The organism is Brevibacillus sp. HB1.3 (assembly GCF_013186635.1).
Taxonomy (GTDB): Bacteria; Bacillota; Bacilli; order Brevibacillales; family Brevibacillaceae; genus Brevibacillus; species Brevibacillus brevis_D.
The window spans coordinates 863,565-878,607 of the sequence record NZ_JABMIT010000001.1 but is presented as its reverse complement, the minus strand read 5'-3'; the positions used below and the strand labels follow the sequence as shown (position 1 = coordinate 878,607).

Genomic DNA, 15,043 nt, shown 5'->3' with positions numbered 1-15,043 from the left:
AATGAATCCTCCCAACTACGTTAATCCAATCTGGTCTGCGTAGTTTTCAAATTGATCAGTGTCACCCTCGCTCGGAACCAATAGCGAGTCCATAAACTCTTTGGAAAGAATATACGGTTCATAGGCAAGAGGAACTTTTGTTACCTTGCTCGTCAATTCATCAAGGGCTGCAAGATCATCAACACCAACTTGATGAACAGATGTTTTTCCCAATGCAAGAATCGCGACTTTCATTTCTTCCACAAAAGACGTAAGAAAGTTCTCTAAATACTTTGCTGCTTCCTGCTCATCAAATTGAGCAGTTAAACTTCCCGGATAAAAAACAAGTTGAGTAGGAGGTTCCCAAGGAATTGCTTTTGTTACCTGATCATGCGTCATCGCCCAAAGGAGTGCCGTCCCCATATAGACACCATCAACGCCCAACGCAAATGCTTTCAAGCAATCAGATGGCGTGAAGTATCCTCCTCCGCTTAACAAGGTGATTTTTTCCTTCACCCCGCGTTTTTGTAAGTAATGTACGGCACGTGAAACAGCATAAATGGTGGGAATTCCAAAATCGTCCTCCAAGATGGGAGGTCCGCCCTTAGATCCCGCCTGTCCGCCATCGATGCTTATAAAATCAACTCCTGCAAAAATGGCGACTTCTAAATCGGCTTCAATCTTTGCGCTTGCACATATTTTAACTCCAATGGGGATTCCACCAGTAAGGGCGCGGAGATGATCAACTACTTTGCGAAGATCTTGCGGTTTATTGATATCCTTATGCCTGGAAGGAATCACGACATAATCATCATTCTCCACTTTCATGATTTTTCTGGCTCGTCCCTGAACGTACTCCGAAGGGATAAAACTCCCCGCACCAGCAATAGCTCCTTGCCCAATATGGATTTCGATTGCATCGGCTTGTTTGAGAATTTCTGGCTCTTTTGACCACTTACCGCTGTGGTATTGAATAATTAGATGTTTGGCGTTTTGTCTCTCTTCGGGTAAAAACCCCCCTTCACCCGTATTTGTTAATGTGCCGACTGCAGCGGTTCCTTTTGCAATCGCTATCTTTGTTTTCTCTGACACACCAATCCCATATCCCATTCCTCCAGCCATAATGGGTATTTCCAGCGACAAAGGTTTTTTTGCCTGAGGTCCGATGGTAATCCGCATATCTATATCTACATCTTCAGGGGTGACTAACGTGGCCAGTTGTGCCGGAGAAAAGATAAGTCCATCGTAAGTAAGAAATTTACGCGGACTCCCAAACGGTCTTTCAATGACCGCCCCTTCTGAAGCTCGCAAGCTATTTTCAATCAAAATTCTTGGTGGCAGGCGAGTCAAAGCCGTTACCATTTCCCAAATGTTTTCGGGATACCGTTCATTCATCAGCCGCTTAGTGAACCGGCCAATGATCCATTGCAGCAACGACCTGGAAAAAATAAGCGCTAGAATTCCTGAAAATAGAATGGCTGTCATTGTACCCGTAAATGATCCGATGTCAAAAGACATCCATTTACTTCCCATTATACTTCTCCCCTTCGATACCGTTAGCAATAGCGTATATGCAGATAAGAATGATCCATGCGCAGGTTAGCGATAGTGGCCGGATTTTCAAGAATTTTGTGTTTTACCATCGTTTGGCTTACTGCAGTATCGTATTCTTTTTTCCTGCTTGTAGTATAAGCCAGTTAGACAAGCTTATTCTCACAAAAACGGCGATGACTTATTTCAACAGTTAACGGCGCGATCCTGTCCGGGAAGTTTGGGACTAAATAATCTAGGTTTGTCGCTGTTTGATTAGAAGGAGTCATTGAATAATTCCTGCTGCTGTTCCTCTGCTATGGTCTGTAAGTCATATGCGTTGATGCGAAACAACTGATAATCGCTACTATCCGCTTTTTTTGCGGCAAGCTTACTTAAAAATTTCGGGGAGCCTTCGTTTTCTTCATCGTAAACTAACAAGATACCATCTGAATTCGATAGCAAAAATTTGTCTTTCTCTCCAAGCTGCCATACTCCTTGGTAAGGTGTTTGATAGACACTATTGATATAATCTGCTTGCGTCACAATATTTCGGTAGTAATCCTGTGTCTCTTCTTTCCACTTTTCCTCTTGATTCAAAAATGGAGTAATTACCGCCAGTTTTAGATGTGGATACTCCTTCTTTAATTCCAGAACAGTTTCGGCTGCCCACATTTCTACCCCGAGTTGGCCAGATATGATGACCCATTCCAACTCCTCCTCAAGAAATCTTACGAGCTCCCGCTTCAGTGCTTTCTTTATAATTGCTAATCCCGGATTTTTTTCATTAAATATTCCAAGCTCGTGAGCCTTGTATCCTGAAACAAATAAACGTTTTAACATGTTGTCACCTCTACTATAAAAAAAGCGCTAGCAGAAATTAGATTTCTTTTCACTCGCTGTCACTTTTTCGCTGGGAAATGTATGTGATGCATAGTTAGAAAATTAGAAGACCGATTATAGTTACTTTCAGGTTCCTATCAAACTAAAAAGTGCGTTCTTTTTTTATGTGAGAGTATACCCCATAATGAGTCAAAAGAAAATCAGCGTCTTTGTAGAAGACAATGATATCTTTCAAGAAATGTCGTCGATACAAAAGCAGTAAATCCCATCAAATATGCACACTTCTCAGGGGGAATTTATATATGAAGAACATTTTGCAAAGAAAGCAACTTGGTTTTGGTACGGCCCCACTTGGCAATATGTACCGCAACATCACGGATGAAGAAGCGCTAGCTACTATCGATGCTGCTTGGGAGAATGGCATCCGGTACTTTGACACCGCCCCATCCTATGGTGCTGGCTTGGCTGAGCTTCGATTGGGTGAAGCCCTCGCCAAACGTCCGCGTGACGAGTATGTGTTGAGCACAAAAGTTGGGCGTATCATCTTGGACGAACTGGAAGATCCAGCCTTACGTGACTTGGGTGAAAAGGTAGGACTGTTCGAAAACGGTCGCAAAAATAAGCTCCACGTGGATTACAGTGAAGACGGTACGCTTCGTTCGATTGAGGACAGCCTGAAACGGTTGCAGACCGATCGCCTAGATATTGTTTACGTTCATGATATCGCACAGGACTTCTATGGCGACGAATGGCTCTCACACTTTGAAAGTGCGCGAAAAGGTGCCTTTCGTGCTTTGACTCGTTTGCGTGAGGAGGGTGTCATTACGTCATGGGGACTCGGCGTAAACCGTGTAGAGCCAATCGAGATCGCGATGGCATTGGATGAATTACAGCCGGATGCCTTCTTGCTGGCTGGTCGCTACTCCCTACTGGATCATGACCGAGCCTTGCAACGCGTGATGCCCTATGCTGAAAAAATGAATGCCAACATTATTGTGGGAGGACCGTATAGCTCAGGTGTTTTGGCTGGAGGTACCCACTTCGAGTATCAGAAAGCATCGCCTGAAATCATGGCAAAAGTCGATCGTATCAAAGCGATTGCCAATCGTCACAAGATTAGCGTCAAGGCTGCTGCGTTGCAATTTGTGCTTGCGAATCCAGCAGTTGCTGCCGTCATCCCTGGTGCAAGTCGCCCGGATCGAATCACGGAGGACGTAGCTGCGATGAACGAAGTGATTCCTGTAGCATTCTGGCAGGAAATGAGTGAACAGAAACTGGTGGCACAAAACGCTCCACTCCCAATCTAATTATAAAGCGCTGGCAACGTGATTATTGAGCGCCTGATAGGCTCCAATGAAAAAAGAAGTCGAGAGAATACGGGATAAGCCCGTGCATTCTTCTCGGCTTTTCGCTTTACGTACTATCCCGTTTTCACCACAAGCTCAATGCTTCCGAAGCCACCCTATTTGTCGCTGCCGACATCTCCTTCCGGTAGCGGGTGGAACCGGTGTAGCTCTCACAAAATCAAATGTACGAACCCGATGAATCGGATGATTGGCAGGCAGCCCCTACCATGAACCATTCGAGAGCTTCTGAAAATTCATGAGGAAGCTCTGACACCTGGAGGAAGGTACACATCTCCCTTACGATCTGTTCTCTGTTTTGTCCGTATTGCTCTATGAGCAGAGCTAGCTGCTCCCAATCACTGAGCTCCTTTTGAAAGGCAGCTCGATCCAATGGCCGGCCGTGCGATTCCACGAAAAGGATTGCTTCAGACTGGTACGCTTGCTTCAACACACGCAGAAAACGGGAGGCTGTATAACTGCGCGGTCCGCCATAAACAGAGGGACCTAAGGCATCTCCTAGGAACAGTGTTTGATCCTCTTTTACGTATACATAGCACGAATCTTCCGAATGATCTCCTCCCACACGGTTCACTTGACATGTCACGCCACCAAGGTCGATCGTGATCGATTCATCGAATAGGATATCCGGCTCGACGATTCGGATCAAGTGCCGGTTCATTCCGTACTCTTTTTTGATGTGAGCCATCGTGCTGGCATTGATGATCTTCTCCGTACAGAGCTGTTCCATGACTTCATCCGACCAATTCAGCCCCATCAGCTTGCTCAATGAATGTGCGGTTTTTGCCTGCGCGATGGTAGGTAAATCCCATTCTGACATTCCGAATGTATGATCCCAGTGCCAATGAGTCAGTATGAGCAGATCTGGAAGACGAACGCCTAGCCTTTGCAACTCCTGACGAAATAACGCGGCATGCGCCGGTGAATTTCCAGCATCAATCAAGAGGGTTTTTCTCGCCCCCGTAATGGCTGCTAGGATGGGGCGATCCGTGTCATGACTTGCATGCATAATCAAGATATGCTCGGTAATCTGTTCAATCGTGGACATTTCCTTCTCCCCTTTCCATATACGCCGATGTCATTTTCTCTCTACAGAATAGTACAGTAATATTTTCCATGTTATCACACAACACTTCCCGCTCGCACAAACAAAAACGCCCGTGTTACCAGGCGTTTTTGTAGATACTCCGAGAATTCCCGTATGTTAGTTGTCTCACGTTTATGCGAATAACGAATCCAAGAGAAGTTGACGAGTGGAAAGACAGACGTAAACCTAACTAAGAGGGGTATCCTAGGAGAAATTCAATTTCTAACTCTAAGTTGCAATAAGCACTAAAGCCGAATTACCGTGGAGTAATTCGGCTTTAAAATTAACGCAAGTTCTAGTTGCGGACATATGCCTCAAGCAAGGCAATCATTTCTGGATCTGCCCTTCTCCTTGCTTCCTCCAGCGGAGTCATAAAAGTGTTTGGATAATCTGGGTGGTAAGGAGTCGAAAGATTGGGATTTGCTCCATGATCCAATAACAACTTCGCGATGTCTACTCTATCATCCTGTACTACTCGCATTAGTGGTGATCGATAGTTCTGATAATTTAAATCAGGCTCAGCTCCATACTTTAGTAACTCGGCAATCATATTATAATTCTCAATTGCCCAGGTGATTGCTGAGTAATTTCCATCCAGGAGATTAGGATTTGCTCCATGTTCAAGGAGGAGTTTAGCCATTTCCAAATGGCCTCTCATAGCTGCGGCATGAATGGGACGACTCTTGTTTCCTACCTTCACTTCTATGTATGCATTTGGGTCCATTCCAGCTTTCAAATATAACTTCACCATGTCTATTTTATTTTCCAATGCTAGATCATTAAAAATTAAGGCGTTAAATTGCTTCCTAGAATCGGCTATTTCTTGTCTTGCCTTCCTTGCTTCTTCTGAAACCAGTTGATCATCTGCAATGGCAACTATCTTATCTCCCTTTGTAAGTCTAATTACTTGATCATAATCGAGATTCATCGATACTTCAGGTTGATTAGATTTATCTTTTCCGGACTTTGCCACTTGATTAGATACTTCATCTTTAGCTTTACTTAAGCTTGGCGTTCCGTCTTGATTTCGAACGTCAAGGTTTGGATGGCTTTCCTTTTTCAGATTAGGTGCTTTATCCGCTGCGGTTTTTTGGTCCTGAGCGTTCGAATTTGAATTTGATGATAACGACTTACTCCCAGTCATGCTCTGTAAAACAATCACCCAAATGGATAAGCAAATTACTACAACTAATCCTAAAAGCAAGCTTCGTTTCAATTTAATTGACATGCTTTCTGACCTCCCGATAATGTAGCAGGTAGATTATACCATAACCATTATGAGAAAAGGCCCCACTTGAGAGAGAAGAGCTCCCAGGCAAGGCCTTTTTGTCCGTTCAGCGTTGTGCACCCGAACAACCAATAATCACATTACAACCATAAGGAGAATCAATTAGGACAGTAATAATAGAGAAGCCTTACGTCCGACAAATTAGCATGAAAAGGCTGTATGCACGAGTAAAGAAATATAATTAAGCGAGCTTGGCGCGATAGTCATCTATGATTCGATGCTCCATTTTTTCCTGTAGCTGGTCGGTCATTTCCTGGCATATCTAGTTGTATTCCCAATCCGATATCTGAAAAGCAGGAGGAGCATCTTTATGAAGTAGCATGGCGATCCGCATATGAGTCGCAGGGTGTGTCGTGTCCATGCTTTGTTGACTTCTTTCCAGGATGCGAACTATGCGCATTTTTTCCTTTCCAGGCAGCTTTGAAAAAGCCTCATGCAAGTGCTGACCAAGTGTCATACTTTGCTTCTGCAAGGAATGTCTCGCGATCAGTGGCTCCACCACATCGTTCATGTGGATGATCTGCAACAGGGAAATAAGATGCTGACTGCCTGCAAGCTGAGCCGCCATACAATCCGCCTCATATTCAGCACGTTGACTCTGATTCCAATAAAGATGAATGAGAACAGCCAGCAAATGATAGGGAATCCAAAGTAGAAGCCGCATGATCCCTCTACTGAGCGTGGCGATGAATGAAAAATGGTATTCATCATCGTCGTCTTTGATTGGGTCAAGCAAATCACACCAATTGAGGAGAATACGCGTTGCATGCGATACCAGAGCGCTCCGCCTAATGTCACTGTTTCGGCAATGAGCCAACTCATGGGCAAGCAGTGCGGTCAACTCTCCCGATGTGCACGCAAACAATAGTGGATAACCGATGACAACTACCCTCGCTCTGCGCCATCCATATTCAGTGGTGTACACCTCATAGTAAGGAGAGAGCGCGAACTGTATTCCTTTTCTGACCCCCATCTTTTGCGCTACGATTTCAAATAAGATGCCACTCTCTCGCTCACACCCTGTTTGGTTACGAGCTCGGTGCCACCCTGTAGCTCTTTGAACAAGGCTTGGCCGTATGTATCACGCATTTTTCTCTCAAGGCGCTCCCAAGCGTTACCTTGGCGCTCTTTCAATGGGATGGCTAAATTCCAGTCACAATGTTCACACCAAAAAGGATATCCTTCGTTTGCCTCGATTTGTGCTCCACAAGAAGGACAAGGTTTCACTTAATCATTCTCCCCTCTGCGCCTGTTTCGTTCACAAGGCGCTGTCTGACAGCATTCTACCACGAGTAACAATTCCTGATAAGACGGTTTGGGAATAATTTGGATTTGATTGGGCATTTTTCCCGATATAATCCATCTGGCAATTGGAATAAGGTATTTTGTGATTGTTGGGAAACTATGTAGACTAGAAAATAATGCTTTAGACTAACTTGAGTCATTACGCAAACGGGCAGTTCAGAACAATAAACCCAAAAAGGGGAATTGAATATTTTACCGAATATTGAACATTTGGGGGTAATCTACTTAAAAGGGGTATTTTATTGAAGAACTATGAAATTAAGAGAGCAACCTTGGAAGATAAGGAAACACTCAGCAACCTTTTGCAATTCTATATTTACGATTTCTCTGAGTTTATGGATCTACAGATTGAAGATAACGGGAAATTTGGTGAATATCCGTTAAACGAATACTGGACAGATTGCTCTAGGTTTCCCTATTTAATATCGTTACACGAGAAAATTGCTGGTTTCGTCTTGGTCAAATTGATTGATAGAGATGAAAATAACTCATACTTTTCGATTGTTGAGTTTTTTATTATGAAAAGATTTCGGAGAACAGGGTTAGGTAAACAAGTCGCTAAAGATATATTTAATATGCATAAGGGACCATGGGAAGTGTACCAAATAGATAGTAACGAGCCCGCACGACATTTTTGGAAAAAAACAATTGAGGAATACACTGGAGGTAAATTTACTGAGCGAATAGAAATTGGAAGAAAGACACAAGTGTTTGTTAGTCAGTGAGGAAAGATTAGCCATGCATTGCTTCATTTTTACGTTGAGTCTAAAACTAATTTTTAAATATCTAGTGATATAGAAGACCAGAACTCCTTGTACCATTAGGGGTTCTTAGTCTAATACTTTATGTAAACTGAACAGTCGGTGGAATTTTAATAAAGAGGATGGTGTTACGAAACTGTTTATCAGTTTTGTTGTATCCAAATTTTCTCCGATGAATTCCAGAGAAATACGGTATCCCTTCTGTTTTAGTTAATTACCAACCGATACACCAATTCTCTAAAATCACCTGTTCCAAATCGCTTAGCAGCAAACTTAAATATCGGATTCAGTTCCGACGATTGTTGAAGCTAGCGTTATGTTAAATGAACTTGAGGCTAAGCAGTTCAAGCTGCTCAGCCTCATAAAACGAGAATATTGAAATACCTGCTAGTTTTTATCGATAATATTGCCTTTTGTCCTTTTCTTTTACGGATACTCTTAGTTTCCAAAGCTCTTGAGCCAATTGAAAAGCTTCTTTATCATTTCCTTTTTCAATGGCTATTTCCCTTGCTTTTAATAGAGCATTCGTAGCAGGAGATAGGTCAGGAGAATCCACAACCCATATTTTAAAATCATGTTGAAATGGATCCGTATCGCTCCAAGCATAATCATGCTTTCTAAATGCCGCACCTACTGTGTTTTTCGTAAGCTCTTGCTTAGAACGAAATAGTTCCTTCTCATCATGACCTAAAAACACCAATTGCTTTTTATCCATAAATACCAGGGAGATATCCTTCTTTTTAAAAAGAATTTCATCATCTCGAAGTTTACAGGTAACCTTATCATCATATACAGACGTTTCTAAGCTTTCATGGAAAGAGAGTAGAGTCAAGGCAATACCCGCAATCAGACCAAGGATCATCGTAACAATACCTACCCATGCTCCATTATAGGCTGCAATTAGTTGTAAGGGTCCCTGGAAGGGTATCCATGGCAAAGAGCTGCCCCATTTAGCAATACTCGGAAGAAACCAGCCGAACACTAAACCGATAAGCGGGAAACCAAGCCATAAGATAACTTTATCCGTTTTCGAAAAATGTAATATTGTATGATTCTTGCTCATTTGCAGTCTCCTTTTTTAGATAATACACTTGTAACGGTTTCTCTCCATACAGCTGATACATCTAGTTGAATGCCGATCAGCGGATAGTTTGATAAGTTATCGAGTGTTAACGCCAATACACATGCTTTTTCACGTAATCCTTTTGAATCAGTGTGACCAAATTCTTCACCTTTTTGTAGTAATCGAAAAAAACCGTCAATAAAGCCTTCCTGAATGGCCTTCATTTTTAATCGGTACTCTTTATTATGGGAAGATTCTCGGTTTCCATATAAAAGAAATTCATTTAATACCTGTACAACAAGCATTTGTGCATCTGTAGGCTCTTCACCTAACAATTGCAAGCCATCACGAACCATCTTCTCTACAAAATTCTTTTTCGTATACTCATGAATCTGAAAGTATTGTTCAAAACTATATCCATCTAAAATCCATGCGAATACAGCGTCTATTAGTTCCTCTTTCGAAGCGTAATAATAATAGATGGATGGCTTCTGTATGCCTACAGACTGAGCAATCATGGAAAGGGAAGCTTTTTCAATTCCATACTGCCCGATCAACCATGTAGTCGTTTCAAGAATTTTTTGTCGTGTTGCTTCGCTTTTATTCATTTTTTCACCATTTTCTACCTATCGTTAGTTAGATAATAGCGCCTACTTTCGCTGACTGTCAAGATGATTCATCAGGGATTCGCTTCCCAACATAAAAAGGAGCCGAGAGAATACGGGATAACCCCGTGCATTCTTCTCGGCTCCTCGCCTTGTTGCCTATCTCGTTTTCACCACAAACTCAATGCTTCCGAGGCCACCCCATTTTGCGACTACCACGTCCCCTTCCCGTAGCTGGTGGGAACCGGTAATGCCCCCGGACAATATCAAATCTCCCTTGTGCAGCTTGCGTCCTTCGCGAGCAAGCATGTTCGCCAGCATCGCGACCGCGTGGGCTGGATGACCGAGAACCGCCGCACCAGCCCCCAAGTCTCTGAGCTCGCCATTGATCAAAAGAGTTACGCCAACCAAATCGAGTTCAAGTGCATCAGGCTTTCTCCAGGTCGATCCGATAAACACACGTGAAGATGAAGTATTGTCGGCAATGACATCCGGCAAGGAAAACTGGAACTGCGCATACCTGCTGTCGATAATCTCTAGTGCGGGAACCACATAATCAGTGGCTGCCAGGACATGACCCTCCGTGATGCCTGGTCCTTCCAAATCCTCACGTAAAACGAAGGCGATTTCCGCTTCCACCTTGGGATGAATCAATTCATTGATTGGCAGAATGCCGTCCTCGATATTCATATAGTCAAAAATGTAGCCCCGAATCGGTTCGTGCACATTCATCTGCTTCATTTTTGCCTGACTGGTCAAACCCATTTTAGAGGCAAAGATTCGATGTCCCTGCTCAAGCTTGAGGGAGACCAGTTCATTTTGAATACGATATCCATCTTCCACGGTCAGCTCGGGATATTCAGCGGTCAGTTTCACGACCACCTCCCTATTCAACTCCGCATCCACCAGCTTCTGAGCCAACCTTTTGTATAGTAGTTCCGATTGCACACTGATCACCCCCTATCTGAATTTGGTAGAGCTGTACAGTTGGGCGATTTCCGCTGCGACATCCACGATCATGTCTTCTTGTCCGCCCACGACCTTTCGTCGTCCCAGCTCGATCAAAATATCTCGGGAGTCGATGCCGAATTTCCTAGCTGCACGCTCGGCATGAAGCCGGAAGCTGGAATAGACACCTGCGTATCCGAGAACCAAGGCGTCTCTGGTAATTTCCTGTGGTACTTGAAGAATCGGCGACACGATATCCTCTGCCAGGTCCATCATTTTGTACAGATCGACTCCTGTTTGAATGCCCATACGATCCAATACAGCAAGAAGAACCTCGGTTTGTGTATTGCCCGCACCTGCACCCAAACATCGAACACTGCCGTCAATCCAGGTGGCACCCTCTTGAATGGCAACGAGTGTATTGGCCATGGCTAAAGACAAATTGTTGTGTGCGTGGAAGCCAACAGGAATATGCAGACATTGCTTCAATGCCCGGACTCGTTCCCCTGCTTGATCAGGTAGCAGAGCGCCAGCTGAATCGACAATGTACACGACATCGGCCCCATAACTTTGCATGAGTCCAGCTTGCTCTGCCAGTTTTTCCGGAGCAGCCATATGCGCCATCATCAAAAAGCCAGCTGTCGTCAATCCAAGCTCTTTCGCCTGATAAATATGCTGAGCGGAGACGTCTGCTTCGGTGGCATGTGTTGCGATTCTAGCCATGCCTACCCCCAGCGCTGCAGCCGTCTTCAAATCTTTGATCGTGCCGATTCCCGGCAGCAGGAGCACGCCCACTTTCGCTTGTTCACAAACGGAAACGGCAGCCTCGATCAGCTCCAGTTCAGGAGTCCTGGATAGCCCATACTGCAGGGACGATCCCGCCAATCCATCACCATGGGAGACTTCAATATACGGCACGTTCGCATCATCTAATGCGCGCGCCACCTCGACTACTTGCTCCACGGTAAACTGGTGATTGATCGCGTGGCTTCCATCTCGAAGCGCTACCTCAGTGATCACAATATCACGAGTCATTTGCGGTCCCTCCTTTCATTCATGGCTATAGCTACATACTCGTGCCGATGCCGACAACATGCTTGGCATACTCCTCTGCTACCTTCACCGCTGTCGCCGTCATGATATCCAGATTGCCTGAATAAGTAGGGAGGTAGTCACCCGCGCCTTCCACTTCCAAAAAAACAGTGATTTTGTTTTCATCAAAGATCGGTTCTGAGCGCAGGCGGTAACCAGGAACGTATGATTGAATATAGGCAACGGTCTGGTGGATAGCCTTTACGATCGCCTGTCGGTCCGCACCTTCATCCACTATGGCATAGACCGTATCCCTCATCAGGATCGGCGGTTCCACCGGATTCAGGATGATGATCGCCTTGCCTTTCTTCGCTCCGCCGATCGCTTCGATACCTTGAGCGGTCGTCTCCGTAAATTCATCGATATTGGAACGTGTGCCAGGACCCGCGCTTTTACTGGAAATAGTGGCCACGATCTCTGCGTAACTGACTGGACTCACACTCCCTATCGCATGAACGATCGGAATCGTAGCCTGGCCGCCGCATGTGATCAGATTGATGTTCGTTTCATTCAAATGCGCACCGAGATTCACAGATGGTACTACGTAGGGCCCCACAGCAGCAGGCGTCAGATCGATGGCGAACTTCCCTGCCTCCCGGAGCGCCTTGGCATGCCGAATATGTTCTTTGGCTGACGTAGCGTCAAAGACGATATCTGCAAGATCCGCACCGCTTTCTATAAACGGTTGTAATCCGCCGTCGAATACGTAGTATCCAGCTGCCTTCGCTCTACGCAGACCATCCGAATCAGGATCGATTCCAATCATCGACGTCAGTTCAAGAAGTGGCGACCTTCCCAGCTTGATCATCAGGTCTGTCCCGATGTTACCCGACCCCAGTATGGCTACTTTTACTTTCTTCATACAAGCACTCCTTTCCTATTTTTTACTTGCCAAACCTGACTCCTACGGAACCAAGTCCAGCAATCCGTGTATGAAATACATCGCCAGGCTTAGCTGCAACCGCTGCCGATAACGCACCGGACAAAATGATTTCTCCTGCTTTAAGTGTTATCCCTAATTCGTGCAGCTTGTTCGCTAACCACGCCACGCAGGATGCGGGATTGCCCAATGCGGCGGCCCCCACCCCGGTATTGACTAGCTCCTGATTTTTATAAAACGCCATTCCTACTAGAGGAAGATCCAGATCTTGCGGTTTCACGGGATGTCCGCCCAGCACGTAGAAGCCCGAGGATGCATTGTCTGCAATGGTGTCTTCGAGTTTGATTTGCCAGTTGGCTATACGGCTGTCCACGATTTCCAAGGCGGGGACTACATATTCTGTTGCCATCAAGACGTCATAGATGGTTACATGTGGTCCTTCCAGATCGCGCTTCAGCAGGAAGGCGATTTCTGCTTCTACCTTCGGAGAAAGGACATGCTCGAAAGGCAGTTCACCGTTGTTTTCCACGACCATGTCGTCCAATAGATGTCCATAGTCTGGCTGTTCCACGCCAAGCAATGTCTGCATGGCACGAGAGGTCAGGCCGACTTTCTTCCCTGTAATCCTCGCGCCTTCTTTCACTTTTCGCTCAATCGTCTTCAATTGAACGTGATATGCCTCTATTTCGGTGATTGTCGGATCCAGTAAAGTGAGTGGCGCGACTCCCACGCATTCACGACTCGCCGCCGCTAAATGATCGGCGAATCGCGTGATTTTTTCTATGTCCACACGGCTCCCTCCCTGATTTGCTGTCCTTCTCGCTATAATTTTAGGGTGACGGTCTTGACCTCAGAATAGAATTCGAAGCTGTGACGCCCACCTTCACGGCCAATCCCGCTGTCCTTGGCACCGCCAAACGGAGTACGCAAATCACGCACATACCAGCAATTGATCCATAAAAGACCTGACTGTACACGATCAGCTACGCGATGTGCGCGCCGCAGGTCGTTCGTCCAAACCACACCTGCCAGGCCGTAAGCCGAATCATTGGCGATTCGAATAGCGTCTTCTTCTGTACGAAACGGAATGATTACGATGACAGGACCGAAAATCTCTTCCTGCGCCACCCTCATCTTGTTGTCTACATCATAAAGAACGGTTGGCTCAATGAAATTGCCGTCACCCAGCACGCTGAGCCGTTTTCCGCCGTAACCAAGCTTGGCTCCTTCTTCCAGCCCGATCTGGATGTAGTGCTCCACCGTCTCTAAGTGACTGCGGGACACCAGCGCTCCCATATCTGTGTCCGGTTCCAAAGGATTTCCCACCTTGATCCTTTGAACAGCCGCCACAAATCTGTCCAGAAACTCATCATATATACTTTGTTGCACCAACAAACGCGATCCTGCCAGACAAATCTCGCCCTGGTTGCGGAATATCGCCTCGACCGACCCTTTTACCGCTTCATCAAGATCGGCATCCTCAAACACGATATTGGCTGATTTGCCTCCCAATTCGAGCGATACCGGAATCAGATGCGAAGCGGCATTCTTCATAACGGTCTTACCGGTGCTAGATTCTCCCACAAAAGAGATCCGGCGCACATGGGGATGCGTCGTCATCGCCGTCCCGACAGTCCCCCCCGGACCAGTGAGGATGTTGAGCACGCCAGGTGGCAGACCTGCTTCATTGGCAATTTCTCCGAGCATCACCGCCGAGAGTGGTGTGTAAGAGGCTGGCTTTACAATGACGGTATTTCCTGCCGCTAAAGCCGCCGATGCTTTCCAGGTCATCTGCATGAATGGCAAATTCCATGGAATGATCAGACTTGTCACACCTGCCGGAGCATATTTAGCGTAGGACATAAAATGGCGCATTTCATAATGCTCATGGACCATGTATTTGGCCATTTCGGCAAAAAATCGCAAATTTGCCGCCGCTCTCGGGATATCGAAGCCCCGGCTTTCTTTGATCGGTTTGCCGACATCGAGCGTTTCCACCAAAGCGAGTTCGTCTACACGCTCCATCACCAGGTCAGCCATTTTGCAGAGAATCTTGGCACGCTCATCTACAGGCATCTCACTCCAAACGCCTGACTCAAACGTACGCTGCGCCACGTCGATCGCTCTTTTTACATCCTGCTCACTTGCATTGGCCACAGAAGCCAGCTTGAGATTTGTCGCTGGGTTGATTGTATCGAAGGTTTCACCGGAAACAGCGTCCACGTAATCGCCGTCTATGAATAGCTTGGCGTCTTTTCGTACATAATTTTCCTTGACGGTCTGACTCATGGGAATCCT

Annotated in this window: 15 protein-coding genes; 2 read left to right on the top strand and 13 right to left on the bottom strand. The window is 45.7% G+C overall.

What is annotated here, in order from left to right; genetic code table 11:
• Positions 1-15: 15 nt before the first annotated feature.
• Both HPY31_RS04120 and HPY31_RS04115 read right to left on the bottom strand, forming a co-directional pair.
• Positions 16-1,512, bottom strand: a complete 1,497-nt coding sequence (locus HPY31_RS04120; RefSeq protein ID WP_172138656.1) for an FMN-binding glutamate synthase family protein — start codon at positions 1,510-1,512, stop codon at positions 16-18.
• 273 nt (positions 1,513-1,785) lie between these two features.
• Positions 1,786-2,352: an SLOG family protein gene (locus tag HPY31_RS04115; RefSeq protein WP_172138654.1), complete on the bottom strand. Its 567-nt coding sequence runs from the start codon at positions 2,350-2,352 to the stop codon at positions 1,786-1,788.
• Between the two features lie 302 nt (positions 2,353-2,654).
• Here HPY31_RS04115 and HPY31_RS04110 point away from each other — a divergent pair, with 302 nt between their 5' ends.
• On the top strand, positions 2,655-3,659 hold the full coding sequence (locus tag HPY31_RS04110; protein WP_172138652.1) for an aldo/keto reductase: 1,005 nt from the start codon (positions 2,655-2,657) through the stop codon (positions 3,657-3,659).
• A gap of 217 nt (positions 3,660-3,876) precedes the next feature.
• Here the strand turns inward: HPY31_RS04110 and HPY31_RS04105 are convergent, their stop codons facing one another.
• From HPY31_RS04105 to HPY31_RS04090, 4 genes are all read right to left on the bottom strand, one after another.
• Positions 3,877-4,764, bottom strand: coding sequence for an MBL fold metallo-hydrolase (locus HPY31_RS04105; RefSeq protein ID WP_172138650.1), 888 nt, complete (start codon positions 4,762-4,764; stop codon positions 3,877-3,879).
• A 334-nt stretch (positions 4,765-5,098) separates the two neighbouring features.
• On the bottom strand, positions 5,099-6,031 hold the full coding sequence (locus HPY31_RS04100) for an ankyrin repeat domain-containing protein (RefSeq protein ID WP_172138648.1): 933 nt from the start codon (positions 6,029-6,031) through the stop codon (positions 5,099-5,101).
• 322 nt (positions 6,032-6,353) lie between these two features.
• Positions 6,354-7,064, bottom strand: a complete 711-nt coding sequence (locus HPY31_RS04095) for a M48 family metallopeptidase (RefSeq protein ID WP_172138646.1) — start codon at positions 7,062-7,064, stop codon at positions 6,354-6,356.
• A gap of 8 nt (positions 7,065-7,072) precedes the next feature.
• Positions 7,073-7,318 (bottom strand): hypothetical protein, encoded by a 246-nt coding sequence (locus tag HPY31_RS04090; RefSeq protein WP_172138644.1) that lies wholly within the window; start codon positions 7,316-7,318, stop codon positions 7,073-7,075.
• A gap of 320 nt (positions 7,319-7,638) precedes the next feature.
• Here HPY31_RS04090 and HPY31_RS04085 point away from each other — a divergent pair, with 320 nt between their 5' ends.
• A complete protein-coding gene (locus tag HPY31_RS04085) occupies positions 7,639-8,121 on the top strand; it encodes a GNAT family N-acetyltransferase (RefSeq protein ID WP_253721087.1) in 483 nt (160 codons plus the stop codon).
• Between the two features lie 430 nt (positions 8,122-8,551).
• On the opposite strand, the gene HPY31_RS04080 is transcribed toward HPY31_RS04085, so the two are convergent.
• The 7 genes from HPY31_RS04080 to HPY31_RS04050 all read right to left on the bottom strand — a co-directional run bounded on the left by HPY31_RS04080 (position 8,552) and on the right by HPY31_RS04050 (position 15,034).
• The gene (locus tag HPY31_RS04080) at positions 8,552-9,220 is read right to left on the bottom strand and encodes a YqeB family protein (protein ID WP_172138642.1); all 669 of its coding nucleotides are present in this window, start codon (positions 9,218-9,220) and stop codon (positions 8,552-8,554) included.
• A complete protein-coding gene (locus HPY31_RS04075) occupies positions 9,217-9,828 on the bottom strand; it encodes a TetR/AcrR family transcriptional regulator (protein ID WP_172138640.1) in 612 nt (203 codons plus the stop codon). Before HPY31_RS04075 ends, HPY31_RS04080 begins: the two co-directional genes overlap by 4 nt.
• A gap of 156 nt (positions 9,829-9,984) precedes the next feature.
• The gene (locus HPY31_RS04070; protein ID WP_172138638.1) at positions 9,985-10,773 is read right to left on the bottom strand and encodes a 2-keto-4-pentenoate hydratase; all 789 of its coding nucleotides are present in this window, start codon (positions 10,771-10,773) and stop codon (positions 9,985-9,987) included.
• Positions 10,774-10,785: 12 nt separating this feature from the next.
• Positions 10,786-11,808, bottom strand: coding sequence for a 4-hydroxy-2-oxovalerate aldolase (gene dmpG / locus HPY31_RS04065; protein ID WP_172138629.1), 1,023 nt, complete (start codon positions 11,806-11,808; stop codon positions 10,786-10,788).
• A gap of 31 nt (positions 11,809-11,839) precedes the next feature.
• A complete protein-coding gene (locus tag HPY31_RS04060) occupies positions 11,840-12,727 on the bottom strand; it encodes an acetaldehyde dehydrogenase (acetylating) (protein WP_172138627.1) in 888 nt (295 codons plus the stop codon).
• A gap of 22 nt (positions 12,728-12,749) precedes the next feature.
• The gene (locus HPY31_RS04055; RefSeq protein ID WP_172138625.1) at positions 12,750-13,535 is read right to left on the bottom strand and encodes a 2-keto-4-pentenoate hydratase; all 786 of its coding nucleotides are present in this window, start codon (positions 13,533-13,535) and stop codon (positions 12,750-12,752) included.
• A 32-nt stretch (positions 13,536-13,567) separates the two neighbouring features.
• Positions 13,568-15,034: an aldehyde dehydrogenase gene (locus HPY31_RS04050; RefSeq protein ID WP_172138616.1), complete on the bottom strand. Its 1,467-nt coding sequence runs from the start codon at positions 15,032-15,034 to the stop codon at positions 13,568-13,570.
• Between the last annotated feature and the right edge of the window lie 9 nt (positions 15,035-15,043).